This window comes from Azospirillum sp. A29, from assembly GCF_042604625.1.
GTDB lineage: Bacteria > Pseudomonadota > Alphaproteobacteria > Azospirillales > Azospirillaceae > Azospirillum > Azospirillum palustre.
The window spans coordinates 2,498,331-2,523,261 of the sequence record NZ_CP170466.1; the positions used below are offsets into that span (position 1 = coordinate 2,498,331).

At 67.6% G+C, this 24,931-nt stretch carries 31 protein-coding genes; 20 read left to right on the plus strand and 11 right to left on the minus strand.

The window, feature by feature from the left end; translation table 11 throughout:
* Positions 1–7: 7 nt before the first annotated feature.
* Entirely contained in the window at positions 8–1,942 is a 1,935-nt protein-coding gene (locus ABNQ38_RS26875; RefSeq protein ID WP_377808894.1) for a polysaccharide biosynthesis protein, read from the minus strand.
* Positions 1,943–2,019: 77 nt separating this feature from the next.
* Positions 2,020–2,964, minus strand: a complete 945-nt coding sequence (locus ABNQ38_RS26880) for a UDP-glucose 4-epimerase family protein (protein WP_377808895.1) — start codon at positions 2,962–2,964, stop codon at positions 2,020–2,022.
* A 172-nt stretch (positions 2,965–3,136) separates the two neighbouring features.
* Here ABNQ38_RS26880 and ABNQ38_RS26885 point away from each other — a divergent pair, with 172 nt between their 5' ends.
* The gene (locus ABNQ38_RS26885; protein WP_377808896.1) at positions 3,137–4,186 is read left to right on the plus strand and encodes a glycosyltransferase family 2 protein; all 1,050 of its coding nucleotides are present in this window, start codon (positions 3,137–3,139) and stop codon (positions 4,184–4,186) included.
* Here the strand turns inward: ABNQ38_RS26885 and ABNQ38_RS26890 are convergent.
* From ABNQ38_RS26890 to ABNQ38_RS26900, 3 genes are read right to left on the minus strand one after another with little or no spacing between them, the layout of a single operon-like run.
* The gene (locus ABNQ38_RS26890; RefSeq protein ID WP_377808897.1) at positions 4,148–4,987 is read right to left on the minus strand and encodes a glycosyltransferase family 2 protein; all 840 of its coding nucleotides are present in this window, start codon (positions 4,985–4,987) and stop codon (positions 4,148–4,150) included. The genes ABNQ38_RS26885 and ABNQ38_RS26890 overlap by 39 nt on opposite strands.
* A 4-nt stretch (positions 4,988–4,991) precedes the next feature.
* Complete coding sequence (locus tag ABNQ38_RS26895; RefSeq protein ID WP_377808898.1) at positions 4,992–5,996, minus strand: glycosyltransferase family 4 protein; 1,005 nt, start codon at positions 5,994–5,996, stop codon at positions 4,992–4,994.
* A 32-nt stretch (positions 5,997–6,028) separates the two neighbouring features.
* Positions 6,029–7,012, minus strand: a complete 984-nt coding sequence (locus ABNQ38_RS26900) for an SDR family NAD(P)-dependent oxidoreductase (protein ID WP_377808899.1) — start codon at positions 7,010–7,012, stop codon at positions 6,029–6,031.
* A 168-nt stretch (positions 7,013–7,180) separates the two neighbouring features.
* Between ABNQ38_RS26900 and ABNQ38_RS26905 the strand changes: the two genes are divergently transcribed.
* Together ABNQ38_RS26905 and ABNQ38_RS26910 are read left to right on the plus strand one after the other, a co-directional pair.
* A complete protein-coding gene (locus ABNQ38_RS26905) occupies positions 7,181–7,519 on the plus strand; it encodes a hypothetical protein (protein ID WP_109050879.1) in 339 nt (112 codons plus the stop codon).
* Between the two features lie 22 nt (positions 7,520–7,541).
* Positions 7,542–7,688, plus strand: a complete 147-nt coding sequence (locus tag ABNQ38_RS26910; RefSeq protein ID WP_377808900.1) for a hypothetical protein — start codon at positions 7,542–7,544, stop codon at positions 7,686–7,688.
* 50 nt (positions 7,689–7,738) lie between these two features.
* On the opposite strand, the gene ABNQ38_RS26915 is transcribed toward ABNQ38_RS26910, so the two are convergent.
* The gene (locus ABNQ38_RS26915) at positions 7,739–8,170 is read right to left on the minus strand and encodes a GNAT family N-acetyltransferase (protein WP_377808902.1); all 432 of its coding nucleotides are present in this window, start codon (positions 8,168–8,170) and stop codon (positions 7,739–7,741) included.
* Positions 8,171–8,335: 165 nt separating this feature from the next.
* Between ABNQ38_RS26915 and dcd the strand changes: the two genes are divergently transcribed.
* The 3 genes from dcd to ABNQ38_RS26930 all read left to right on the plus strand — a co-directional run bounded on the left by dcd (position 8,336) and on the right by ABNQ38_RS26930 (position 10,768).
* Positions 8,336–8,890 carry a dCTP deaminase gene (dcd, locus tag ABNQ38_RS26920; protein ID WP_042696175.1) on the plus strand — a complete coding sequence of 185 codons (555 nt, stop codon included), beginning with the start codon at positions 8,336–8,338 and terminating at the stop codon, positions 8,888–8,890.
* Between the two features lie 51 nt (positions 8,891–8,941).
* Positions 8,942–10,234, plus strand: coding sequence for a UDP-N-acetylglucosamine 1-carboxyvinyltransferase (murA, locus tag ABNQ38_RS26925; protein WP_377808903.1), 1,293 nt, complete (start codon positions 8,942–8,944; stop codon positions 10,232–10,234).
* A 63-nt stretch (positions 10,235–10,297) separates the two neighbouring features.
* The gene (locus ABNQ38_RS26930; protein WP_377808904.1) at positions 10,298–10,768 is read left to right on the plus strand and encodes a DUF2948 family protein; all 471 of its coding nucleotides are present in this window, start codon (positions 10,298–10,300) and stop codon (positions 10,766–10,768) included.
* 31 nt (positions 10,769–10,799) lie between these two features.
* On the opposite strand, the gene ABNQ38_RS26935 is transcribed toward ABNQ38_RS26930, so the two are convergent.
* Entirely contained in the window at positions 10,800–11,156 is a 357-nt protein-coding gene (locus tag ABNQ38_RS26935; RefSeq protein ID WP_377808905.1) for a hypothetical protein, read from the minus strand.
* Positions 11,157–11,288: 132 nt separating this feature from the next.
* Here ABNQ38_RS26935 and ABNQ38_RS26940 point away from each other — a divergent pair, with 132 nt between their 5' ends.
* A complete protein-coding gene (locus tag ABNQ38_RS26940) occupies positions 11,289–11,861 on the plus strand; it encodes a type 1 glutamine amidotransferase domain-containing protein (protein ID WP_377808906.1) in 573 nt (190 codons plus the stop codon).
* 117 nt (positions 11,862–11,978) lie between these two features.
* On the opposite strand, the gene ABNQ38_RS26945 is transcribed toward ABNQ38_RS26940, so the two are convergent.
* Positions 11,979–12,647: a LuxR C-terminal-related transcriptional regulator gene (locus ABNQ38_RS26945; protein WP_377808907.1), complete on the minus strand. Its 669-nt coding sequence runs from the start codon at positions 12,645–12,647 to the stop codon at positions 11,979–11,981.
* A gap of 456 nt (positions 12,648–13,103) precedes the next feature.
* On the opposite strand from ABNQ38_RS26945, the gene ABNQ38_RS26950 reads away from it, so the two are divergent.
* The 13 genes from ABNQ38_RS26950 (at position 13,104) to ABNQ38_RS27010 (ending at position 23,306) form a co-directional block, all read left to right on the plus strand.
* Complete coding sequence (locus ABNQ38_RS26950) at positions 13,104–13,757, plus strand: LuxR C-terminal-related transcriptional regulator (RefSeq protein ID WP_377808908.1); 654 nt, start codon at positions 13,104–13,106, stop codon at positions 13,755–13,757.
* An 81-nt stretch (positions 13,758–13,838) separates the two neighbouring features.
* Entirely contained in the window at positions 13,839–14,720 is an 882-nt protein-coding gene (locus tag ABNQ38_RS26955; RefSeq protein ID WP_377810124.1) for an urease accessory protein UreD, read from the plus strand.
* A 124-nt stretch (positions 14,721–14,844) separates the two neighbouring features.
* The gene (locus ABNQ38_RS26960) at positions 14,845–15,147 is read left to right on the plus strand and encodes an urease subunit gamma (RefSeq protein WP_109050871.1); all 303 of its coding nucleotides are present in this window, start codon (positions 14,845–14,847) and stop codon (positions 15,145–15,147) included.
* A gap of 13 nt (positions 15,148–15,160) precedes the next feature.
* The gene (locus ABNQ38_RS26965) at positions 15,161–15,466 is read left to right on the plus strand and encodes an urease subunit beta (RefSeq protein ID WP_376956807.1); all 306 of its coding nucleotides are present in this window, start codon (positions 15,161–15,163) and stop codon (positions 15,464–15,466) included.
* Positions 15,467–15,492: 26 nt separating this feature from the next.
* Positions 15,493–17,202, plus strand: a complete 1,710-nt coding sequence (gene ureC / locus ABNQ38_RS26970; RefSeq protein ID WP_377808909.1) for an urease subunit alpha — start codon at positions 15,493–15,495, stop codon at positions 17,200–17,202.
* Positions 17,203–17,357: 155 nt separating this feature from the next.
* Positions 17,358–18,200 (plus strand): glutamate racemase, encoded by an 843-nt coding sequence (gene murI / locus ABNQ38_RS26975; RefSeq protein ID WP_377808910.1) that lies wholly within the window; start codon positions 17,358–17,360, stop codon positions 18,198–18,200.
* Entirely contained in the window at positions 18,200–18,682 is a 483-nt protein-coding gene (locus tag ABNQ38_RS26980; RefSeq protein WP_377808911.1) for an urease accessory protein UreE, read from the plus strand. The genes murI and ABNQ38_RS26980 overlap by 1 nt, the downstream gene beginning before the upstream one ends.
* A complete protein-coding gene (locus ABNQ38_RS26985) occupies positions 18,639–19,382 on the plus strand; it encodes an urease accessory protein UreF (protein WP_377808912.1) in 744 nt (247 codons plus the stop codon). The genes ABNQ38_RS26980 and ABNQ38_RS26985 overlap by 44 nt, the downstream gene beginning before the upstream one ends.
* The gene (gene ureG, locus ABNQ38_RS26990; RefSeq protein WP_098739331.1) at positions 19,379–20,023 is read left to right on the plus strand and encodes an urease accessory protein UreG; all 645 of its coding nucleotides are present in this window, start codon (positions 19,379–19,381) and stop codon (positions 20,021–20,023) included. The genes ABNQ38_RS26985 and ureG overlap by 4 nt, the downstream gene beginning before the upstream one ends.
* 111 nt (positions 20,024–20,134) lie before the next feature.
* Positions 20,135–21,034: a PRC-barrel domain-containing protein gene (locus ABNQ38_RS26995; RefSeq protein ID WP_377808913.1), complete on the plus strand. Its 900-nt coding sequence runs from the start codon at positions 20,135–20,137 to the stop codon at positions 21,032–21,034.
* 75 nt (positions 21,035–21,109) lie between these two features.
* Positions 21,110–21,562 carry a DUF2892 domain-containing protein gene (locus ABNQ38_RS27000; protein ID WP_377808914.1) on the plus strand — a complete coding sequence of 151 codons (453 nt, stop codon included), beginning with the start codon at positions 21,110–21,112 and terminating at the stop codon, positions 21,560–21,562.
* A 320-nt stretch (positions 21,563–21,882) separates the two neighbouring features.
* Complete coding sequence (fabI, locus tag ABNQ38_RS27005) at positions 21,883–22,668, plus strand: enoyl-ACP reductase FabI (RefSeq protein WP_098739334.1); 786 nt, start codon at positions 21,883–21,885, stop codon at positions 22,666–22,668.
* A 227-nt stretch (positions 22,669–22,895) separates the two neighbouring features.
* On the plus strand, positions 22,896–23,306 hold the full coding sequence (locus ABNQ38_RS27010; protein ID WP_098739335.1) for a bacteriohemerythrin: 411 nt from the start codon (positions 22,896–22,898) through the stop codon (positions 23,304–23,306).
* Positions 23,307–23,312: 6 nt separating this feature from the next.
* Here the strand turns inward: ABNQ38_RS27010 and ABNQ38_RS27015 are convergent, their stop codons facing one another.
* The 3 genes from ABNQ38_RS27015 to serB all read right to left on the minus strand — a co-directional run bounded on the left by ABNQ38_RS27015 (position 23,313) and on the right by serB (position 24,914).
* Complete coding sequence (locus ABNQ38_RS27015; RefSeq protein WP_377808916.1) at positions 23,313–23,693, minus strand: helix-turn-helix domain-containing protein; 381 nt, start codon at positions 23,691–23,693, stop codon at positions 23,313–23,315.
* Positions 23,690–23,941, minus strand: coding sequence for a type II toxin-antitoxin system RelE/ParE family toxin (locus ABNQ38_RS27020; RefSeq protein ID WP_377808917.1), 252 nt, complete (start codon positions 23,939–23,941; stop codon positions 23,690–23,692). Before ABNQ38_RS27020 ends, ABNQ38_RS27015 begins: the two co-directional genes overlap by 4 nt.
* 67 nt (positions 23,942–24,008) lie before the next feature.
* The gene (gene serB, locus ABNQ38_RS27025; RefSeq protein WP_377808918.1) at positions 24,009–24,914 is read right to left on the minus strand and encodes a phosphoserine phosphatase SerB; all 906 of its coding nucleotides are present in this window, start codon (positions 24,912–24,914) and stop codon (positions 24,009–24,011) included.
* Between the last annotated feature and the right edge of the window lie 17 nt (positions 24,915–24,931).

Genomic DNA, 24,931 nt, shown 5'->3' on the forward strand with positions numbered 1-24,931 from the left:
GCCCGGATCAGGCCTGCGTCGCGGCCGGCGGAAGTACCGCTTCGGCACGGAAATCGGGCACGACGGTGCCGAGGATCGACAGGACCCGCTCACCGTCGCCGGCCCGCGCTGCCGCCTCCAGCTCGCCCACGGCGCGGTTGATCAGCGCATAGTCGATCAGCCGGGGGGAGGCGAGGAACACGCCGTCTGCCTCGGTGCGGCTCGGCGCCTCCGCCGCGGTCAGGATTTCCTCGAACAGCTTCTCGCCGGGACGCAGGCCGGTGTAGGCGATCTCGATGTCGACGCCGGGGCGGTAGCCGGCCAGCCGGATCATCTGGCGGGCAAGGTCGGCGATCTTCACCGGCTCGCCCATGTCCAGCACCAGGATCTTGCCGCGATCCTCCGCCCGGGTGGCGCCGTGGGCGGAGGCCTGCAAAACCAGCTCCACCGCTTCGCGCACCGTCATGAAATAGCGGCGCATGTCGGGATGGGTGACGGTCAGCGGGCCGCCCTTCGCCAGCTGCCGGGTGAACAGCGGCACCACCGAACCCGACGAGCCCAGCACATTGCCGAAGCGCACGGTCATGTAGCGGGTGGCATGCTCCGTCCCGTCGCGCGGCGGCAGCACGTCCAGCGCCTGGCAATAGGTCTCGGCGAAGCGCTTGGCCGCCCCCATGACGCTGGTCGGGCGGATCGCCTTGTCGGTGGAGATCAGCACCATGGCGAGGCAGCCGGCGGCGCGGGCCGCATCGGCCACGTTGCGGGTGCCGACGACATTGGTCAGCGTGCCCTCGCACGGGTTGGACTCCACCAGCGGCACGTGCTTCAGCGCCGCAGCGTGGAAGACCAGGGCAGGGCGCTCCTCCTGGAACAGGCGCATGATGCGGTCGCGGTCGCGCACGTCCGCGATCACCGGGCGCGGGTCGAGGTCGGGGAACTTCTCCCGCACCTCCATCTCGATGCTGTAGAGGTTGAACTCCCCGGCATCGAGCAGGATCAGCCGTTCCGGTCCCAACGCGGCGATCTGGCGGACCAGTTCGCTGCCGATGGTGCCGCCGGCGCCGGTGACGATCACCCGCCGCCCGCCGACCAGTCCGGAAATGGCGCCGCGGTCCAGCACCGCCTGCGGCCGGCCCAGCAGATCCTCCAGCGCGATGGGTCGCACCTCGATGCCCTTGCCTTCGCCGAGCGCCGACTTGAACTCGGTCAGGCTGGGCAGGCGCGACAGGACCAGCCCCAGCGCCTCCGCCCGGTCGAGCAGGCTGCGCAGGGTCGACCCCTTCAGCTCGGCATTGCCCTTGGTGACGATCAGCCGCTGCGGCCGCTCGTGCTTGCGCTCCAGCGTCTGGACCACCTGTTCCAGGTCGTCGGGACCGCCCAGCACCGGCACGCCGCGCACGGCATGGCCGACGCGCCGTCCCTTGTCGTCGAGGATGCCGACCACGCGGTAAGCCGACTGGCCCGGCTGGTCGAGCGAACGGATGAACAGCTCCGTCGCGTCGCCGACGCCCAGCAGCAGTACGGGAATGCGCGGCACGCCCTCCACCGCCTCGGCCCAGCTGAAGCGCCGGTCCTTCAGGAAGCGGTAGGCGAAGCGCGGCCCGCCCAGCAGAAGCATCTGCACCAGCCACAGGATCGGCGGCAGCGAGCGCGGCAGCAGTTCGGCGCGCGTCAGCAGGAACATCGCCAGCACGAAGCACAGGACCGCCACCGTGACGGCGCGCACCACCTGCATCAGATCGGGAATCGAGGCGTAGCGCCAGATGCCGCGGTACAGCCCGAACAGCAGGAAAACCGCCGCCGAAACGCCGACCAGCACCGGCAGCGCGATGGTCAGAGCGTCGGAATACAGGCCGAAGGCGGAACCGCCCACCCGCAGGTACAGGGCGACGACCAGCGCGACCCCGGTCATCACCAGATCGTGCAGGAAAACCAGGGAGGCCCGTGCGGACGGGATGCGCATGCCGCTAAACCTTGTTCATTCGTTCGGCCGTGGAAACCGGCGGACTGGAGCCGGCCATGGCTGTTCAAGCCCGGAAATCAGCCGCGGGAAGCTTTGAACCATTCCGCGGTGGCGCGCAACCCGGACGCAAGGTCATGGGGCGGGCGCCAGCCGAGCCTTTTGCGGATGGGGCCGTCATCCACCGTCAGCGTGCCGGCCAGCCGGTCGAACACCGCCCGCGTGCCGGTCAACGCCGCTCCCAGCGCCATCAGCCCGCGCGGCACCGGGACCAGCCGTGCCGGCCGGCCGAGCGCTTCGGCGATGGCGCGCACCAGATCGGCGGTCGAAACCGGCTCCCCATCCTGGACCAGGAAGGTCCGGCCGGCGGCGTCGGGATGCTCCAGCACCGTCACCACCGCGTCGGCAAGGTTGCCGACATAGATCAGGCTGCGCCGGTTGTGGATGCCGCCCAGCGGCAGCGGCAGGCCGGTCGCCACCAGCTTGACCAGGGCGCGCATGTTGCCGGCCGCTCCAGGGCCGTAGACCAGCGGCGGCCGGATCACCGCCACTTCCATGCCGGTGCGGGCGGAGATCGCCGCCAGCCCGCGTTCCGCCTCCAGCTTCGAGATGCCATAAGGGCTGTGGGGATCGGGCGCCGTCGCCTCGTCCAGCGGGGCGGGGCGGCTTTCATCCACCATCGCCTTGATGCTGCTGAGGAAGACGAAGCGCTTCACCCCGGCCGCCGCCGCCTGCTCCGCCAGCCGGATCGTGCCGGCGGTGTTGACGCGGCGGAACTCCGCCAGCGGGTCGGCGGCCTTGTCACGCATCACATGGACGCGGGCTGCCATGTGGATCACCGCGTCGATGCCGGCCAGCGCCGCGGTCCAGTCGGTGCCGGGGCCGATGTCGCCGACCGCCGCCGGCTCCCATGGCCCATCTTGCGGGGTGCGCAGGGCGGCACGCACCGTGTGCCCGTGGGCGGCCAGCAGCGGGATGGTGTGGCGGGCGACGAAGCCGGTGGCGCCGGTCAGGAGAACGCGCATGGGAAGGACGGTCCGGGCTGGATTCGGTTGGTGCAGTCAAGCATGCCTTAGTATCCGGTTTGGCCGGGTGGTGCCACGGCACAAAGCCTCAAGACCCTTTTCCAGCTTTCGGTCGGGGGTCGGAATGGTTATAAGCTGGAGAGGGACGCGTGAATAAGGACGCTACCAAGACATGTCACATACCGTCGACGGTGCAAATGATCGGCACAGCCGGATCATCATCGTCAGCTTTAATTGCGCAGACTTCGTCAATCGCGTCATTGGCTGTCTGCTCGATCAGACCGATCCCGCCTTCGAGGTGGTGATCGTCGACAATGCCTCCAAGGATGTCGACGGCATCGCCTTGCCCGCCGATCCGCGCTTTCGCATGGTGCGGATGGACACGAATGTCGGCTTCGCCAAGGCCAACAATGTCGGCGCCGCCGGGGCCACCGTCCCCTGGATCGTCACGCTGAACCCCGACGCCTTCCCCCGCCGCGACTGGATGGAGCGGCTGCAGGCCGCCGCCCATGCGCAGCCCGACGTGGCGATGTTCGGCTCGACCCAGCTCTTCTCGCACGATCCCCGGATGATCGACGGAGAAGGCGACCAGTATTCGATCTTCGGCTTCGCCTGGCGGGTCAACTACCGCCGCATGCTGAAGCCGCCCTATTACAGCGGCGCGGTCTTCTCGCCCTGTGCCGCGGCGGCCATGTACCGGCGCGACTATTTCGAGGCGGTCGGCGGTTTCGACGAGGATTTCTTCTGCTATTGCGAGGATGTCGACCTCGGCTTCCGCATCCGGCTCGGCGGCGGACCGGCCGTGCAGGTCGGCGACGCGGTGGTGGAACATGTCAGCAGCGGCGTCTCCAAGCAGTACGGCACCTTCGCCCAGTATCACGGCGTCCGCAATCTGGTGTGGACGATGGTGAAGAACATGCCGCTGCCGCTGCTGCCGCTGGCCTTCCTCGGCCATTCGCTGCTGGTGGTCTATCTGGTCTTCCGCAGCCTGGGCAGCGGGCGCACCGGCGCCATCGGCCGCGGCATCCGCGACGCGCTGCGCGGACTGCCGGGGATGATCGCCAAGCGCCGGGCCATTCAGCACGACCGCAAGGCGACGCTTGGACAGGTCGCCCGCATGATCGCCTGGAACCCGCTGCTGCTGAAGACGCGCGGCCGGCCGGGTTGCCGGCTGTCGCGCCGGTCAGACCAGCCGCCAGCCGTGGGTGTTGAAAAAGCGTAGGGCGGAGCGGGCGAACATCCGGATGTGCGCGCCGCCCTTGCGCGCCGCCTTGCCGCCGAAATGCACCATGCGGACATCCGGCACATAGGCGATCTCGCCCAGCGCCATCGCCCGGCGCGACAGGTCGAAATCCTCGAAATACAGGAAATAGCCGTCGTCGAAGCCGCCCAGCCGGGTCAGCGCGTCGCGCCGGAACAGCATGAAGGCGCCGCTGACCTGCTCCAGTCCGGTCACGACGGCGTCGCGGGTGACGTCCCGCATCTCGTAGCGGTCGAGCCGCCGGGCGAACATCCGCTTCACGGAGCCGGGGGCGAAGGCGCGTAGCCCCAGATCCAGCACGGTTGGCCGGCGCTTGCACAGGAACTCCTGCTCACCCGACGGGCCAAACACCTTGGGCGTCAGCAGCACGGTGCGCGGATGCGCCTCCATGTACCGCCAGCCGGCCAGCAGCGCGTCCGGCTCCAGCAGGATGTCGTAGTTGAGGATCAGGTGGTAAGGCGCGTCGCCCTGCCGGATCGCCAGATTGTGCCCGGCGCCGTAGCCGACATTGCCGTGCCCGGCGATCAGCGTCACCGGCGGCCGGCCGGTCTCCGCATAGCGGTCGAGCAGAGCCCGGAACGGGTTGGTCGCCGCGTTGCTACCCTTTGGCGCGCCATTGTCGACGATCCACAGCCGGGTCAGAATGCCGGCCCCCTCCGCCAGCCGGTCGGCGGCGGCACCGATGGTGTCGAGCGAGCGGGCAAGCAGCTCCGGATCGGGATGGTACAGGACGACGGACAGGTCGAGGAAGGCGGGGGTCATCGGATCACGCCTTCGCCATGCGGGTCAGCGTCGCCAGCAGCAGTGCGACGGCGACCGCCCCCGGCGCCAGCGTCCAGGCCCCGAAGGTCCCCGCGGCCAGCGCGGCGGCGACCAGGACGAGGCTGTAGGCGATGATGGTCAGCACCACGCGGTCGTGCCGGCCCACGCCCTTGGCGGCCTTCTGGTAGAAATGCTCGCGGTGCGCCTGCCAGATCTTCTCGCCGCGCAGCAGGCGGCGCAGCAGCGTGATGGTGGCGTCGGTCAGGTAGTAAGCGGGCAGGATCAGTGCCGCCGCCCAATCGCCGCGCGCTGCCAGCGAGGCCAGCAGGAAGGCCAGGATATGGCCGAGCGGAATGCTGCCGACATCGCCCATGAACATGCGCGCCGGCCGCCAGTTGTGGGTCAGGAAGCCCGCCGCGGCTCCGGCCAGCGCCGCCCCGGCAACCCCGGTCAGGCCGAAATCGCCCATGACCAGCGACACCAGCGCCACGCCGCCGCCGATCAGGATGGTTTCGCTGCCGGCCAGCCCGTCGATGCCGTCCATGAAATTGTAGAGGTTGACGAACCACAGCCACAGGAAGGCCGTCGCCGCCCGGTCCAGGCCCCAGGGCAGCCAGCCCTGCCAGACCAGCTGGTCCGCAGGCAGCGCCAGCAGCCCGAACGCCACCGCCAGTGCCTGCACCGCCAGCCGCAGCAGCGGCGACAGGGTGCGCCGGTCGTCCATCCACGACACCCCCATCAGCGCCAGCGTGCCCAGCAGAACGGCCCCGGTCTCCAGCGGTCGACCGAGGACGAGCCCGGCGATGGCGAAGACCGGCACCACCGTCAGCATCACCGCCCATCCGCCGCCGCGCGGGGTGGGGGCCTGATGGCTCGACCGCTCGTTCGGGATGTCCATGATGCTGCTGGCGAGAAGATAGCGCAGCACCCGCGTCGACAGGTACCAGCCGACGGCCAGACACAGCAGGAAGACGCCGATCAGCGCGGTCGAATAGGCGGTGGAGGTCATGGCGGCTCGGATGGTGAAGAGAAAAGAGCAGGTCAGAGCTTGTGATAGCCCTTGTACCACTCCACGAAGCGAGGCAGGCCAATCTCGATTGGGGTCTTCGGTTCGAAGCCCAGCAATTGGCGGCTCAGCTCGATATCGGCGGCGGTCTCATGCACGTCGCCGGCCTGCATCGGCTCCATCACCTTCACCGCCTCGCGGCCCAGGGCCTGTTCCAGCACGCCGATGAAGCGCATCAGCTCCTCGCAGCGGTTGTTGCCGAGGTTGAAGACCCGGTGCGGGGCGCCGGTCTCCTCATCCACCGGTGCGGGGCGGTCGAGGGCGGCCAGCACGCCGGCGACGATGTCGTCGATATAGGTGAAGTCGCGCTTCATCTTGCCGTCGTTGAAGACGCGGATCGGCCGGCCGGCGGTGATGGCGTCGGCGAACAGCCATGTCGCCATGTCCGGGCGGCTCCACGGGCCGTAGACCGTGAAGAAGCGCAGGCCGGTCATCGGCATCCGGTAGAGATGGCTGTAGGTGAAGGCCAGCATCTCCGCCGCCTTCTTGGTGGCGGCATAGACCGACACCGGGCTGTCCACCCTGTCCTCCACCGAGAAGGGCATCTTGCGGTTGGCGCCATAGACCGACGAGGTCGACGCATAGACGAAATGCCGCAGGCCCGGCATGCGCCGCGCCGCCTCCAGCAAAGTCACCTGACCGGTGACGTTGGCGTCAACATAAGCATAGGGGTTCTCGATGGAGTAGCGCACGCCCGGCTGCGCCGCCAGATGGACGACGCCGGTCATATCGGCGAACTGCGGCCACAAACCCTCCACCGTCGCGCGGTCGGAGATGTCGGCCTTGATGAAGCGGAAGCCGGGCCGGCCGGTCAGCCGGGCCAGCCGTGCCTCCTTCAGCGTCACCGCGTAATAGTCGTTCAGGTTGTCGATGCCGAGCACGCTCTCCCCGCGGTCCAGCAGCGCAGCCGCGACATGCGATCCGATGAAGCCGGCGGCCCCGGTGACGAGGATGGTCATGGTCCGACACCCTATGTGACGATGGTCCGCCGGTCTTATGCCCCAGCGGCGGTTGGGGCGCCAGCCTCCTTCCATGAGCATCCATCGACCGGTTCGCACGCTTGACAGCCGATCCGCCCTGCCGGTCTACTGCGCGACCGCGACACATCAGGACCGATGGGACGATCGATGCCCCCGAAGAAGAATCCGCTGAATCTGAACCCGCTGCAGCTGCGCACCCTGACCCTGTTGCAGGAGATCGCCCGCCTGGAGAACAAGCCGGCCGAGGACGAGGAGGGTGGCTTCATGATCACCGGCCTGCCGCATGCCCATGGCAATCACTTCCATCTCGGTCACGCCGTGGTCGCCGCCAAGGACGCCACCGGCCTGCAGAACGATGCCGTCTGGACCATTCTGGAGCGTAAGGGCATCGTGAAGCGCACGCCCGCCGCCGCGATCCTGACCGCGACCGGCGTCGAATACGACACCGGGCTGCGTGACCAGATCCTGCACCATTCCGACCACTGACATCCGGGGCGGAGCCGCGCCGATGGACGACACCGCCGAAACCACGACCCCGTCGCCGGCCCCGGTGAAGCCGAAGCCGGCGGCATCGGGCCGCGACGAACGCCTTGCCGCCCGCCTGCGCGAGAACCTGCGCAAGCGCAAGGAACAGGCGCGGCAGCGGGGGGAATAGTCCCTCTCCCGAACTTGGGGAGAGGGCGCTTCCGCTCAGGCCAAACCGCTTTAGGCCAGTTCCTTCCTGAACCAGATCTGCCTGTGCCCCGGCGGGTAGCCCTCCATCTCCGCCCACACCTCATAGCCCTGCTTCGGATAGAAGCCCGGCGCCTGGAAGTCGTAGGTATAGAGCCGCGACCAGCGGCAGCCGCGGGTCTTGGCCTCCGCCTCCGCCGCGGCCAGCAACCGGCCGCCGAGACCGCTGCCGCGCGTGGAGTCGTCCACCCACAGCAGGTCGACATACAGCCATTCCCAGTTGGTGTAGCCGACCAGCCCGCCCTTCAGCGCGCCGTCCGCATGGCGGGCGGCAACCACCAGGTCGCGGCGGTCATAGGCGCGGCCGAGCGACGCCTCGTTGTAGGCGCGCAGGCCTTCGTAGATTCCGGCCAAATCGGCCGGGGCGGGGGTGTCCGTCACGGACAGGATGAAGTTATGGCTCATGGACGCCGAGCTTAGACGCCGCGGCGGCGAAGACCAGCGCCGTGATAAAGAACCGTCCATGCGCGCCAAGCGGTCCACCTTTCCTTGAGCGCCGCCGCGTGCTCGGCTACAAACCAGCCTTCACGACCCCTCCATCCAATCGATACGCCAAGGAGTACCCCCGCGATGGGCATCATGCCGGACAGCTGGATCCGCGAGATGGCCGAGACCAAGGGCATGATCGAGCCCTTCGTCGAGACCCAGAAGCGCGAAGGCGTGATTTCCTACGGCGTGTCGTCCTACGGCTACGACGCCCGGGTCGCCGACGAGTTCAAGATCTTCACCAACGTCGACAACGCCATCGTCGACCCGAAGCGCTTCGACGATTCGAGCTTCGTCGACCGCAAGACCGACGTCTGCATCATTCCGCCGAACAGCTTCGCGCTGGCCCGCACGGTCGAGTATTTCCGCATCCCGCGCGACGTTCTGGTCATCTGCCTGGGCAAGAGCACCTATGCCCGCTGCGGCCTGATCGTGAACGTCACCCCGCTCGAACCGGAGTGGGAAGGCCACGTCACGCTGGAGATTTCCAACACCACCCCGCTGCCCGCCAAGGTCTATGCGAACGAGGGGCTGTGCCAGTTCCTGTTCCTGAAGGGCGACAGCGTGTGCGATGTGTCCTACGCCGACAAGTCCGGCAAATACATGGGGCAGAAGGGCGTCACGCTGCCCCGGCTCTGAGCGCTCCTCTCTGAACGCCTTCAAAAGCGTATCTGCGAAAGAAACAGGTCCATGGACAAGATCCGCATCCGCGGCGGCCGCCCGCTGAACGGCTCCATCACCGTTGGTGGCGCCAAGAACGCCGCCTTGCCGCTGATGACGGCGTCTCTTCTCACCGACGAGACGCTGACGCTGACCAACCTGCCGATCCTGGCCGACATCAACACGCTGTGCAATCTGCTGCTGCAGCACGGCGTGGCGATCCACATGGCCGGGGCGGGCGGCGATTGCGCCGGCCGCGCCGTGGACTTCACCGCGCGCGACATCACCAACACCACCGCCCCCTACGATCTGGTACGCAAGATGCGCGCCAGCGTGCTGGTGCTGGGGCCGCTGCTGGCTCGCTGCGGCGAGGCCAAGGTGTCGCTGCCCGGCGGCTGCGCCATCGGCGCGCGTCCGGTGGACCTGCACATCAAGGGCCTGGAGGCGATGGGCGCCGACATCCGGATCGATGCTGGCTACATCGTCGCCAAGGCCCCGCCGGGCGGTCTGCGCGGTGCGGAATACGTCTTCCCCAAGGTGTCGGTCGGTGCGACCGAGAACCTGCTGATGGCGGCCACGCTCGCCAAGGGCACCACCATCCTGGTCAACGCCGCGCGCGAGCCGGAGGTGACCGACCTTGCCGAATGTCTGGTCAAGATGGGGGCGAAGATCACCGGCATCGGCTCCGACCGGCTGGTGGTCGAGGGTGTCGACCGGTTGCACGGCGCCCGCCACATGGTGGTGGCCGACCGCATCGAGACCGGCACCTACGCCATGGCCGCCGCCATCACCGGTGGCCGTCTTGACATCATGAACACCCGTCTCGATTTGATCAAAGCGGCGGTCAAGGCGCTGGCTCCGGCCGGCGTCGCCTTCGAGGAGATCGAGAACGGGATCCGCGTGTCGCGCGCGAACGGCGAACTGCACGGCGTCGATGTGATGACCGAGCCGTTCCCCGGCTTCCCCACCGACCTTCAGGCCCAGATGATGGCCCTGATGTGCACGGCGACGGGTGCCGCGATGATCACGGAAACGATCTTCGAGAACCGGTTCATGCACGCGCCGGAGCTGACCCGCATGGGCGCGCGGATCACGGTCCACGGCTCGTCGGCCCTGGTGCGCGGCGTGGAGCGCCTGACTGGCGCGCCCGTGATGGCGACGGACCTGCGCGCTTCGGTGTCGCTGGTGCTCGCCGGGCTGGCGGCGGAGGGGGAGACGACGGTCAACCGCGTCTACCACCTCGACCGCGGCTATGAACGGGTGGAGGAGAAGCTGGCTGCCTGCGGTGCGGAGATCGAACGCATCCACGGCGGCGACGAGTAAACGGCGGGGGCGCCCCTCCCGCCATCCCCTGAGGTTGGCCTTTCCCGAGAGGTGCCCCCGAACATGACGGCCCCAGCCATGACCCCGATCCGCCTGCGCGCCGAAGACGAGGAGGATCTGAAGGTCGTCTCCGCCTGCCTGCAGGACGCCATCCTGCCGGTCGGCGACATGTGCTTCCAGCCTGACGAGAAGCGGTTCGTCATGGTCGTCAACCGCTTCCGCTGGGAGGCCGCTGACGGTCCGCGTCCCGGTCCGTCCGCCGACGACGACGTTCTGGCCCCCTATGAGCGGGTCCATTGCGGCCTGCGGGTGGAGGGGGTCACCGGTGCCAAGCTGCGCGGCTTCGACCTGAAGGAACGCGGCCGCATCATGGAGCTGCTGTCGATGGAGACGGTGGAGGGCGGCGTCGCTCTGCATTTCGCCGGGGGCGGCTGCGTCCGCCTCGATGCGCCGTCCTGGCGCGTGTTGGTGGAGGATCTGGGCGAGCCCTGGCCTACCGGCTGCAAACCCTGCCACCCCGACGAATCGGCCTGACCGCGTCGAGATGGGTCCGGAGCGCTGGCGATCAGCGCTCCGCGACCTGGGTATTGGTGTGCAGGCGGCGGATCACGTCCTGCGCGGTCTTCTTGTAGGTCACCGTGTCCTCATCCTCGCCCGGCGACAGTTGCGAGCGGCGGACGGTGAAGAAGCGGTGGCCGACATCCAGCATGCCGCTGGCCTCGACCAGGATGCTGATGTCCTTGCCGTCGGCGCTGGGCGACACGGAAACGATCTGGCCCAGCTCCTCGCCGAGCAGACCGGTCACTTCGAGCCCGACAAGGTCGTCACCACCGCGCAGATCCGCGGCCTGGACCGACTCGATGTGGGCGAATGGCAGGGTTGCCGCCAGCGCAAGGCCGGCCAACAGGGTCTGGAACCTCATGAGTTCGGCTCCCATCGCTGATGTGTGTCTCGTATGTCACAATCAACATGGGAATTGCGGGACAGTTCCCAGGGAACCATCCAGGGGTAATCCGGTTTTTGCGGCATGACCCTCAGCGAAGGACGTGCCTCGATGGCTCAGAAACTCGATGGAAAGACCGTTGCCGTGCTCGCCACCGACGGCTTCGAACAGGTGGAACTGACCGAGCCGGTGAAGGCGCTGCGCGATGCCGGCGCCACCGTGCATGTGGTCGCCCCCAAGGGCGGGCAGATTCAGGGGTGGAATCATCATGACCGTGGCGACATGGTCGATGTCGACGTGACGCTCGACCAGGCCGATGCCGGACGTTACGACGCGCTGCTGCTGCCCGGTGGGGTGATGAACCCGGATTCGCTGCGGCTGGAGCCGAAGGCGATCGAGTTCGTGAAGAGCTTCGTGGAGTCCGGCCGCCCCATCGCCGCGATCTGCCACGGTCCCTGGACGCTGATCGATGCCGGCGGCGTGCGTGGCAGGCGCATGACCTCCTGGCCGTCCTTGCAGACCGACCTGCGCAACGCGGGCGCCAGCTGGGTGGACGAGCAGGTGGTGACCGACCATGGGTTGGTCACGTCGCGCAAACCCGACGACATTCCGGCCTTCTGCCGCAAGATGATCGAGGAGTTCTGCGAAGGCCGCCACGCCGGCCATCGCCACGCGGCGGAGTAAGGGCGCAGATTTGCTCCCTGCCTATCCCTCTCCCGCGAAGCGGGGGAGGGAAGGGGGCTATAGATTAAATTGGAAGGGAGGGGGCGTCCTCTCTGACGGAACCCTCTCCGGCAGACCCTACGCCGTCACCAGCGGCGACAAGCCGTTCTGGATGGCCCACACCGCGGCCTGGGTGCGGTTCTGCGCGTTGATCTTCCGCATCACGTTCTTGAAATGCATCTTCACCGTCGATTCGGTGATGTGCAGGTTGCGCGCAATGGCCTTGTTCGACTGGCCGGCCAGCAGGCAGCGCAGGATCTGCACCTCGCGCTTCGACAGGTCGCCGCTGGGCGGCATGGCAATCGGAGTGGGGTTGTGCTGCGGGCGTTCGTTGGCGGCGGCCATCAGCAGGCCGGCGACATGGGTGGGATAGACCACCTCGCCCAGCATCACCAGCCGCAGGGAGCGCAGCAGGCTCTCGCTCGACATGCTCTTGTTCAGATAAGCGTCGGCGCCGGCCTTCAGCGACTGCGACAGGCTGCGGTCGGCGATGGTGTCGGCGAGCACGGCGATCCGGGCTGAGGTGCCGTCGCGCAACCTCCGGATGCCGGCGATCTCCTCCGGCATGCCATCCTGCAGCGCCAGCACGATCAGGTCGGGTTCCTCGCCGTCGGCAATCAGGTCGAGCGCGTCGTCGGCGCTGGCCGCATGGGCGCTGACCCGGAAGGGGCCGCCGCCGATCAACGTTGCCAGTGCCGCAGAAAACAGCCGGTCGTGGTCAACCAGCATCACAGTCCATGTCGTCATCGATCATCCTCCGCTGGGCCGCCCTTTTTCCGGGCGGCGGCGATCCCCCTTTTGTTCCGCGCCTGAAGGTCCAGGAAAAGGACCGGACCGGTTGGGTCGGTCCGCACGGACTCCGAACATAGAAAATTAGAACAATATTGTTCGGAACAGCGGGCTTTACGCTTCATGCTGCGATGATTTATACGGTTCATTAACCAACAGCGCAAGGTGAGAACAGGGAAGTCACAGCCAATAGATCGGATTTGCGGTGAAAATGATCGTGGATCCATTCATTCGATATTTAGGGGTAGCTGCGCCATGGAGCGGCGCGAATGAACCGCTTTCCCGTTGGGGCTTTTTGGTGTTCTTGGCCCTGACTGAGGAGCGGTCCGCTGAGAATAAGGGGACACGATGGAGTTCGAGCTTCAAGCGCGCGGTGGTTCGCGTAGCGCGGGCAATCCCACGCGGATTTTTCTGGTGGTCGACGAGCAGCCGATGGTCCGCCATGGCTTCGCCCTGTCCATCGGCGAGATCTGCCCTGGGACGCGCGTGCTGGAGGCTGGGTCGTTGGATGAAGCGCTGAACGTCGGCCGCCAGACTCCCGAGCTGGCCCTTGTCCTGTACGACCCCGGCCCGCCGCGCGTGGATGGGGATGACGCGGGCGGCGGCGCCATCGCCGGGCTGCGCCGTCTGAAAGAGGCTCTGGGCGAGGTGCCTGTCCTGATCCTGACCAACTCGGACGAGGTGGCCGACATCGTCGACAGCGTCCGCATGGGTGCCCGCGGCTATGTGCTGAAGACCAGCCCGCCGGAGGTGCTGGAGCATGCCATCTCGCTGGCGCTCAGCGGCGACATCTTCCTGCCGTTGCCGCGTGCCGTGCTGAACGGAGCGCTGGCCGAAGGGCCGCGCGGCAACGATGACATCCTGGACCGGCTGACCGAGCGCCAGCGCGATGTGTTCGAGCTGCTGCTGGCCGGCCATTCCAACAAGGAGATCGCCCGCGGTCTTGGCGTGCTGGAGGGCACGGTAAAGGTGCATGTGCGCGCGATCATGCAGAAGCTGGGCGTGCGCAACCGCACCCAGGTGGCGGTGGTCGCCGCCCGCAACGGCTGCTTCACCGGGGAAGGCTGAAGAGTCCGCATTGCCTGAACGGCCCCGCTTCCGGCAGACTGGCGCCCCTACGATCCAGTGAGGAGCGGGCGCTTGGTTCAGGTGGCGGTGGCCGGCAGGCCGGAAGAGTCGGCGGGCGGAGAAAAGGCGCGCGAGGAAAAGAAGGTCGCCGTCCATGGCGCCGCCACCGTCCGGTTCGAACATCGCCACGGCCAGACCCGGCTGGCGACGCTTTACCACCATGACCCGCTGCGGGTGCTGATGCCGACGCCGCGCCGCGATGACCTTCCCATCGCGGTGTTCGCCACCACCTCGGGCGGAATGGTCGGCGGCGACCGCATGGACATCACCCTGTCCGTCGGGGCTGGTGCCAAGGCGCTGATCACCACCCAGGCGGCCGAGAAGGTCTATCGCTCCACCGGTGCCGACTGCCGGATCGACACCGCCCTGTCGGTGGAGGAGGGCGGCTGGCTGGAATGGGTGCCGCAGGAAGCCATCGTCTTCGAAGGCTCCCGCCTGCGCCGCCTGACCCGGATCGACCTGTCGGGCGACGGCCGCGCCATCGCCGGGGAGATGCTGGTCTTCGGCCGCGCCGCCTTCGGCGAGACGGTCACCCGCGGCCTGATCCGTGACGCCTGGGAGATTGCCCGCGACGGCCGCCTGCTCTGGGCCGATGCCCTGCATCTGGACGACGACATTGGCGAGGCGCTGGCCCATCCCGCCGGCTTCGGCGGTGCCGCCGCCTGTGCCACCCTTCTCCATGCCGCTCCCGACGCCGCCCGCCACCTCGATGCGGTCCGGGCACTGGCCGAGCCGCTTGAGGGCGCCCGCATCGGCGCCACCGTGCTGGACGGCCTGCTGATCGTCCGCATCCTCGGCGGCGACGCCCGCGCCGTACGCCGCGCCTATGCCGCGCTGTGGTCGGGTTTGCGCGCAGAGGCCGCGGGTCTGCCCACCCGCCTGCCGCGGCTGTGGGAGGTCTGACGGCGGCTTCAGGTTCCGCTTGCCAGCACTTTCAACCCTCTACGTCATACGACGCACTTGGCGTGCCGTTCCGGCGTGGCATAATCGCCGGCAACGAACAGGGTGGCGAAAGGGCAATCCCCCGATGAACCTGACAGGGCGCGAGAAGGACAAGCTGCTCGTCGCGATGGCGGCGATGGTGGCGCGGCGGCGGCTGGAGCGTGGGGTCAAGCTGAACCACCCGGAGGCGGTCGCCCTCATCACCGATTACGTGGTGGAGGGTGCGCGCGACGGCCGCACGGTGGCAGAGCTGATGCGGGACGGTGCCACCGTCCTGACCCGCGAGCAGGTGATGGATGGCGTGGCCGACATGATCCACGACATCCAGGTCGAGGCGACCTTCCCAGACGGCACCAAGCTCGTCACCGTCCACCAGCCGATCCGTTGAGAGGGGATGCCCGATGAAACCCGGTGAAATCTTCCCGGCGGCCGGCGAGATCGTGCTGAACGATGGCCGCGACACCGTCGAACTCGACGTCGCCAATGCCGGCGACCGCCCGATCCAGGTCGGCTCGCACTTCCACTTCTACGAAACCAACAGCGCGCTGACCTTCGACCGCGAGCAGGCCAGGGGCTTCCGGCTCGACATTCCGGCCGGGACGGCGGTGCGTTTCGAGCCCGGCCAGACCCGGCGTGTGAAACTCGTCGCCTATGGCGGCGACCGGGTGGTGATCGGCTTCAACCGCAAGGTCAACGGCGCCCTCTGACGGGCCGACAGGAAGGGCGAACGACAATGGCGCACCGCATCGACCGGGCCGAATATGCGGCCCTCTACGGCCCGACCACCGGCGACCGCATCCGGCTGGCCGACACCGACCTGATCGTCGAGGTCGAACGCGACCACACCGTCTATGGCGAAGAGGTGAAGTTCGGCGGCGGCAAGGTGATCCGCGACGGCATGGGACAAAGCCAGCGCTCGCGCCACCAGGGAGCCGTCGACACCGTCATCACCAACGCCCTGATCATCGACCATTGGGGCATCGTCAAGGCCGACATCGGCATCACCGGGGGGCGCATTGCCGCCATCGGCAAGGCCGGCAACCCCGACATCCAGCCCGGCGTCGACATCATCATCGGTCCGGGAACCGAGGTGATCGCCGGCGAAGGCAAGATCGTCACCGCCGGCGGCATCGATGCCCACATCCATTTCATCTGCCCGCAGCAGGTGGACGAGGCGCTGAACAGCGGCGTCACCACCATGCTGGGCGGCGGCACCGGCCCGGCCGCCGGCACCTCGGCCACCACCTGCACGCCGGGTCCGTGGCACATGGAGCGGATGCTCCAGGCCGCCGAAGGGCTGCCGATCAACCTCGGCTTCTTCGGCAAGGGCAACACCAGCCGCCCCGATGCGCTGCTGGAGCAGATCGCCGCCGGCGCCTGCGGCCTGAAGCTGCACGAGGATTGGGGCACCACGCCCGACTCCATCGACACCTGCCTGACGGTGGCCGACCAGCTCGACGTCCAGGTGGCGATCCACACCGACACGCTGAACGAATCCGGCTTCGTTGAGGACACCATCGCGGCGTTCAAGGGCCGCACCATCCACACCTTCCACACCGAAGGGGCGGGCGGCGGCCATGCGCCGGACATCATCCGGGTGGCCAGCCTCGCCAACGTGCTGCCCAGCTCGACCAACCCGACGCGGCCGTTCACCATCAACACGGTGGACGAGCATCTCGACATGCTGATGGTGTGCCACCACCTCAGCCCGCGCATCCCGGAGGACGTCGCCTTCGCCGAAAGCCGCATTCGGCGTGAGACCATTGCGGCGGAAGACATCCTGCACGATCTGGGCGTCTTCTCCATGATCTCGTCGGACAGCCAGGCGATGGGCCGGCTGGGCGAGGTGGTGATCCGCACCTGGCAGACCGCGCACAAGATGAAGCTCCAGCGTGGCCGGCTGCCGCAGGAGACCGGCGACAACGACAATTTCCGGGTCAAGCGCTACATCGCCAAATACACCATCAACCCGGCGCTGTCGCATGGCATCGGCCATGTCATCGGCTCGGTCGAGGTCGGCAAGCTGGCCGATCTGGTGGTGTGGTCGCCGGCCTTCTTCGGGGTGAAGCCGGACATGGTCATCAAGTGCGGCACCATCGCGGCCGCGCTGATGGGCGACCCCAACGCCTCGATCCCGACGCCGCAGCCGGTGCATTACCGCCCGATGTTCGGCGCCTTCGGCCGGGCGATGCAGGCCAGCAGCGTGACCTTCGTCAGCGCCAAGGCGCTGGAACTGGAGGTCGGACGCCAGCTCGGCCTGCACCGCGAGCTGATCGCCGTCAAGGGCACCCGCACCGTCGGCAAGAAGGACATGATCCACAACGACGCCACCCCGCACATCGAGGTGGACCCGGAGACCTACGAGGTGCGGGCGGACGGACAGCTGTTGACCTGCGAACCGGCGGAAATCCTGCCGATGGCGCAGCGCTATTTCCTGTTCTGAGGCGCAATTTTTAACTCCCTCTCCCCCCCGGGGAGAGGGTTAGGGTGAGGGGGAGCTGCTTCGAGGATCTCTTCGGCTGCGCCGCCCCCCTCATCCCAACTTCTCCCCCCTTAGAAAATGGGCGGGGGAGAAGGAGTCTTAGGCAGGGTCTATTCGTGATCGGTGTATTCGATTCAGGACATGGCGGATTGACGGTGCTGCGCGCCCTGGTGGACGCGGCACCCGGCCGGCCATTCGTCTATCTCGGCGACCATGCCGCCGCTCCCTACGGTCCGCGCAGCGAGGACGACATCTATCGGCTGACCATCGCCGGGATGGATCGTCTGTTCGACCAGGGCTGCCGGCTGATCGTCATCGCCTGCAACACCGCCGCGGCCGTCGCGCTGCGCCGGCTCCAGCAGGAATGGCTGCCGTCGGCCCATCCCGGCCGCAACGTGCTGGGGGTGCTGGTGCCGATGGTGGAGGCGATCACCCGCGTGCCATGGATGATCGATACCGTTCCGCCCGACCATCTCGCGGAACCGCGCAGCGTCGGCATCTTCGCCACCGCGGCGACGGTCAACTCCGGCTCCTTCCCGCGGGAGATCGGCAAGCGCGCCCCGTCCGTCCGCGTCGTGCAGCAGGCCTGCCCCGACCTCGTGCCGCTGATCGAACGCGGCGCGCCGGACGACGAGATCGAACCGGCGGTGAACGGCTATGTCCGTGTCCTGCTGGACAAGATGGGCAGCCAGCCGCTGGACACGGTGGTGCTGGGCTGCACCCATTACCCGCTGGTCCGCCACCTGTTCGTCCGCGCGCTGCCGCCGGGGGTGGAGGTGCTGTGCCAGCCGACGCTGACCGCCCGCTCGCTGGAGCAGTATCTCGACCGCCATCCCGAATACCGGCCCGATCCGGTTGAACGGGGCCTGAAATTCTTCACCACCGGGGACGCGGCGCTGGTCAGCGAACTGGCCGGCCGCTTCTTCGGCCACCCGACCCCCTTCGAACGGCTTACCTGATGACCGATCCCGCCCGCCGCGCCACCCGAGTCCATGCCTGCGGCCATTGGCCGGCCGAGCAGGCGGCCGGCACCGTGACGCTCGCCTTCGACGACCGTTTCCGCCGCCGCATGGCGATGACCGACGATGCCGGGGGTGCTTTCCTGCTCGACCTGCCGCGGGCGGTGGCGCTGGACGACGGTGACGGGCTGGAACTGGGCGATGGCAGCTTCCTGCGCGTGGTCGCCGCGCCCGAGGATCTGATGGAGGTCCGCGTGCCCGGCCCGGTCGAGGCCTTCGCCCGCGTCGCCTGGCATCTCGGCAACCGTCACCTGCCGGTGCAGATCGTCGGCGACACCATCCGGCTGCGCCGCGACCATGTGATCGAGGACATGCTGCGCGGGCTGGGGGCCGAGGTGCGCGACGTGTCGGCGCCCTTCATGCCGGAAGGCGGCGCCTATGGCGGTCATTCGCATGGCGGCGGCCATGGCCATTCGCACTGAGTTGGATGGCGTCTCCACCCACGCCCTGACGCGCCTGCTGGCGTGGCTGTCGCCCAGCTTCCCGGTCGGCGGCTTCTCCTACAGCCATGGCATCGAGGCGGCGGTGGAGCAGGGGCTGGTGTGCGACCGGGCGACGATGATCGGCTGGCTCGACGGCATCCTGCGCCATGGCGCCGGGCGGACCGACGGAATGCTGTTTGCCGCCGCCCACCGGGCCGTGCTGTCCGGCGACGAGGCCGGTTTCGCCTGGGCGGTGGAGCGGGCCGACATCCTGCGTGCGTCGGCCGAGATGGGGCTGGAATCGCGGGCGCAGGGGCAGGCTTTCCTGCTCGCGATCCGCGCCGCATGGCCGCTCGACGGGCTGGCGCGTTGGGATGCGGTGATCGCCGGCACCGGACGGCCGGTCGCTTATGCGGTTGCGGTGGCGCTGGCAGCATCCCTGATCGGCGTGGCGGAAGGGCCGGCGCTGACCGCCTATCTCCATGCCTTCTCCGCCAATCTGGTATCGGCCGGCGTGCGTCTGGTGCCGCTCGGCCAGACCGACGGGCAGCGGGCGCTGGCGGCACTCGATCCCGTCACGCACCGGGCGGCCGAGGCGGCACTGGCGGCCCCGCTCGACGATCTCGGCGGCCGGGCGATGGCCGTCGACTGGACCTCGATGATCCACGAAACCCAATATACGAGGCTGTTTCGCTCATGAGCGCTCTCCCCGCTATCGAAAAGAGCCACGCCGGTCCGCTTCGCGTCGGCATTGGCGGTCCCGTCGGCTCCGGCAAGACCGCGTTGACCGACGCGCTGTGCAAGCGCATGCGCGAGGATTGGGAGGTCGCGGCGATCACCAACGACATCTACACCAAGGAGGATGCGGAGTTCCTCACCCGCTCCGGCGCGCTGAAGCCGGAACGGATCATGGGCGTGGAGACCGGCGGCTGCCCGCACACCGCGATCCGCGAGGACGCCTCGATCAACCTCGCCGCTGTCGATCAGATGAACGCGAAGTTCCCCAACCTCGATCTGATCTTCATCGAATCGGGTGGCGACAACCTCGCGGCGACCTTCTCGCCGGAGTTGGCGGACATCACCATCTACGTCATCGACGTGTCGGCCGGCGATAAGATCCCGCGCAAGGGCGGGCCGGGCATCACCCGGTCCGACCTGCTGGTCATCAACAAGACCGATCTCGCCCCGATGGTCGGCGCCAGCCTGGAGGTGATGGACCGCGACGCCCGCAAGATGCGCGGCGACCGTCCCTTCGTCTTCGCCAACGTCAAGGCGGGCGAGGGGGTCGATGCCATCCAGTCCTTCATCGTCCAGCGCGGTGGGTTGCCCCTTCCGGGCTGACCTTCCACAACTGGGGGAAGATCGGCGCCCGTGACTCTCTGGCTGATGGAACCTCCGGCTTGACCATGCTGTTCATGCAGCATGAGACGATTCAAGCCGGAGGATGCCCTGATGACGCGCCCCACCCCTGCAACGGCCCTGCTGCTGGCCGCGCTGGGAACCCTGTCCTTCGCCGCGCCCGTGCTGGCGGCCGACGACTGCGCGGCCGGGCTTGACCGGCTGGGACAGCAGGCGGCGGCTCTCGAGGCTGCAGGCCCCGGCTCCGCCGCGCCTGTGACCCCGCAGGAAACCGCACAGCTGCGCGCGCTTCAGCAGGCCGCGCAGGCCGCCGCACAGAAGGGCAACGCTCCCGCCTGCCAAGCCATGCTGGGCGAGGCGACGGCGCTCCAGGACTCCATCGCCCACCCGCGCGCCATCGCCGCCGACGATCTTGAGAACGCCAAGCTGCGCAGCCCGGACGGCAAGGATCTCGGCAGCGTTTCCGAACTGATCATCGATCCCGGCACCGGGCGCGTCGCCTATGCCGTGGTCGAGCTGGGCGGCTTCCTCGGCATCGGCGAGGCCGACTTCGCGGTTCCGTGGGCGCTGTTCACCCCGTCGGGCGAGGGCTATGTCCTGAATGTGCCGAAGGACAAGCTGACCAATGCGCCGCGGTTCGACGACAAGAACCGTCCGAACATGAACGACCGCCAGTGGGCGATGGCGGTTCACACCTATTACGGCGTCGCTCCCTACTGGATGCGCGATTCGGCGACGCTGGCCGCCGTCGCCGGCGCGGCCGGCGGAAACGGCGAGGTCTCGGCGGCACCGCTGCGCCAGGAGGTGCAGCGTCTGTCGCAGGAGGTGGCGCGGCTGAACAGCGAGTTGCAGCAGGCCCGCGGCGCCGCCGGTTCCAGCGGGGCGACGCCCGGCGCAGGAATGGGGCAGGGCGGTGCGCCCCAGGCGGCGCCGGATGCCGCTCCGCCGCCGTCCGGGAACGCCAACCCCCAGCCGCCGGTTTCTCAACAGTGATGCGATAACGATCCGATGGCGGACGGTCCCCGATTGGGACCCGCCTGACCGGGACCCGAATTCAGGAGGACCGACATGGAACTCTCTTCGATCACCGATACGGCCCAGCGCAACCTGCGCGGCATAGCGGACCACGTGGCCGACCGCTTGCCCGGCCCCACCGGCAGCTACGGCATCAATGTCGGCCATAACGAACGGCTGGCGTCGCTGGCCGGCGGCGTGGTGCTGGCGGTGCTGGGCCTGCGGCGGCCCAGCTGGACCGGCGCCGCCATGGCGCTGGCTGGCGGCGCGCTGGTTGCGCGCGGCTTGACCGGCTATTGCCCCGGCAAGGCGATGCTGGCCGACTGGTCGCACAATGACCGGGCGGCCTTTCCGGCTCAGGATGTCGAACATGGCATCGACCCCTATTCCCGCCATCCCGGCGACATCTATCAGGAGAGCTGCGAGGAGGAGATCGTCGACGAAGCTTCCCAGGAATCCTTCCCGGCGAGCGATCCGCCCTCCTTCAGCCCGGGTGTTGCGCGGTAAGCAGGCAATCAGCCAAGCGGCCTGATGCCATAACAGAAATGTCATCAAGAAACGGTCTGCCAGTCACACGCTGGCAGGCCGTTTTTGATATGGATCAATGAAAGACAGAATTTGGGCAACTTCGGCTTTTACTGATCGTGCCTGCGGCAATGCTGCGCAATGATTGAAGCGCATGTGCGGTTCGCGCCCAATGCACGTTGCGGACCCGCGACGGTTCGTTTATGGTGCACTGCACAAGGAACGCCGCGTCTGTGCACCCGGCGAAAGGCCGCCACGGTTGCGGCCGCTCCTCCCGTCACATCGACCGCAGGACAGTCCGCATGACCACGATCATTCCCGCCGCCGCCACGCTCGAAGGCAAGAAGGGGCTCGTTCTTGGCATCGCCAACGACCAGTCGATCGCCTGGGGCTGCGCCCGCGCCTTCCGCGCAATGGGTGCCGACCTCGCGGTCAGCTATCTGAACGACAAGGCCAAGAAGTTCGTCGAGCCGCTGGCCCAGCAGCTCGAGGCCGAGATCTTCGAACCGGTGGACGTCACCGGCGAGGGCGAATTGAAGGCCATCTTCGACAAGATCGGCGAGAAGTGGGGCAAGCTCGACTTCGCGCTGCACAGCATTGCCTTCGCCCCGAAGGAAGATCTGCACGGCCGCGTCGTCGATTGCTCGCGAGAGGGCTTCCAGCAGGCGATGGACGTCTCCTGCCATTCCTTCATCCGCATGGCCAGGTATGCCGAGCCGCTGATGAAGGACGGTGGGTCGCTGTTCACCATGTCCTATTTCGGCGCCAACCGCGTCATCGACAATTACGGCGTCATGGGTCCGGTCAAGGCCGCCCTGGAAGCCAGCGTGCGCTATCTGGCGGCCGAGCTGGGCCCGAAGGGCATCCGCGTCCACGCCATCTCCCCCGGCCCGATCAAGACCCGCGCCGCCTCCGGCATCGCCCATTTCGACGAGCTGATGAACAAGGCCGCCGAGCGCGCGCCGGAAGGCCGTCTGGTCACCATCGAAGAGGTCGGCTACACCACCGCCTTCCTCGCCACCGATGGCGCCAAGGGCATCACCGGCGACACCACCTATGTCGACTGCGGGTATTCGATCGTCGGCTGACGACGACGGGTTCCCGATCCCCGCCCGATAGCGGCGGGGCACAGGATGCGAAATGGGGCGGGTGCGGCGACGCATCCGCCCTGTTTCGTTCCGGGCCTCTTCCTCCGCCTGTCTCCTGGCGGGTGCGTCATATTGCCGTGTGACGCCGCCGGCTGTTTTGGCGCAATGGTAACACCAGCCATAATCCGGGCTAACGGGGTGCCGGCAAGGGGGGAGGCGGCAGGGTCATGGGCGCCATAACATGGCGACGGCAGTTGAGCGTCGGCCAACCGTCCATCGACGACGATCACAAGCATCTGATCGAGTATCTGAACGAACTCGACGCAGCACTGGCCGCTCAGCGGTTCCAGCCGGTCCGCGTTGCCAAGATCTTGGTCAAACTGCTGGAATACACCAAGGAGCATTTCGCCCGCGAAGAGCGGATCATGCAGATCGTGCATTACCCAAAATTCGAGGAACACGTTGCCATGCACCGCGCTGCGGTGAAGATGGTCAGTGAATTGTCCAACCGCTTTTCGATCGACCCAACCCACGAGAATGCGGAGCAGCTCTACAAATTCACCGCCGACTGGCTGGTCCGCCACATCATCCTGATGGACACGCAGCTGACGCCCTATGTGCGCGGCGTGTGGGCGTGACGCACGCTATCGACGCGCCAGCAGGTCCAGCGGTACGTTCAGCGCAGTGGCAATGCGTCCCATGGCGTCGAAGCTGCCGGGTTTGCGTTCGTTCTCGATTTCCGAAAGGGAGGACGGAGCAATCCCTGCCGCCTCGGCCAGCCCGCGGACAGTGAATTGGCGGTATTCGCGAAGGACCGTCACCGGATGCTCGCCATCCATGATGCGTTCAGCAATCTCGAAGGGGAAGGCCTCCGTCTCGCCCGCTGCGAGCCGAGCCTTAACTGCCTCCACATCGGCGAGATCCTGGGCATCGGCAACGAGTTCAGCCAGTGCTTCGAAGTCCGCGCGACTGAGCGTGACGCTGTCGGGAGTTTCTGCGATTGGTCGGATAGGCAGCGCGTTCATCGGTAAACCTCCTTGCGATTTCCGATCTTCAACACTGTGACAACCATCACGTCGCCGTAGATGGCGTAAACGGCTCGCCAATTGCCATGGCGGATGCGCCCTCTGCCACCACCGAAAGCCTTTGCCCAGGGGTAAAGGTCATAAGGAGCCGCAGCAAATGACTTCAGCTTTGTCCGAAGGCCCTCTGCATCGGACTTCGGCAGCCGCAAAAGCACCTTCAACGCAGAGGCTTCGATGACAAGCTTCATAGATGAATGATTCTGGCGCAAATCATCCAGGTCAACAGAAATTCGCTATTAGCGAACGCTCTCCCCCTTACCCCACGAACTCCGCCGCCCGGTAGCCCTGGGCGTAGAGCAGGGCGGTGAGGTCGCCGTGATCGACGCGGGCGCGGGCTTCGGCGGCGACCACCGCCTTGGCATGGAAGGCGACGCCCAGCCCGGCGGCCAGCAGCATCGGCAGGTCGTTGGCGCCGTCGCCGACGGACATGGTTTCCGCCACCGGCACGCGATGCTCGCCGGCATAGGCCATCAGCGCCTGGAGCTTGCTGTCCTTGTCCAGGATCGGCTCGATCACCTTGCCGGTCATCACGCCGCCCTCCACCTCCAGCTCATTGCCGCGGTCGTCGTCGAAGCCGATCCAGCTGCGCACCCGGCCGGTGAAGCAGCGAAAGCCGCCCGATACCAGAACGCAGACGGCGCCGTTGGCGCGCATGGTGCCGACCAGTTGGGCAGCACCCGGCATCAATGTGGCGCGCTGCCACACCTCGTCGATCACCGTCTCGTTCAGGCCCTTCAGCAGGGCGACCCGCTCGCGCACTGCGTCCTTGAAGTCGATCTCGCCGTTCATGGCGCGGGCGGTGATGTCGGCGATGTGGCCCTTCAGCCCGACATAATCGCCAAGCTCGTCCAGCATCTCCTGCTCGATGATCGTCGATTCCATGTCGGCGACCAGCAGCCGCTTGCGCCGCGTCGCCGCCGGCTGGGCGATGATGTCCAGCGCCACGCCGGTCCCATTCGCCGCCAGGGCATGCCGGATCGCCGCCTCCGCCTGTTCGGGCGCCAGATTGCCGAAGGGCAGGTCGCAAGCGGTGCCCGGCGCCAGCCAGTCCGGTGCGCCGGCATCGGCGCCCAGCCCGACCAGCGCCGCCTTGGCGGTCTGGACGGCGGCCTCGTCGAGTGTGGCGGTGCGGGGGGCGATCAGCGTGGCGACGGCGTTCATCGGCGGGTATCCCGAGG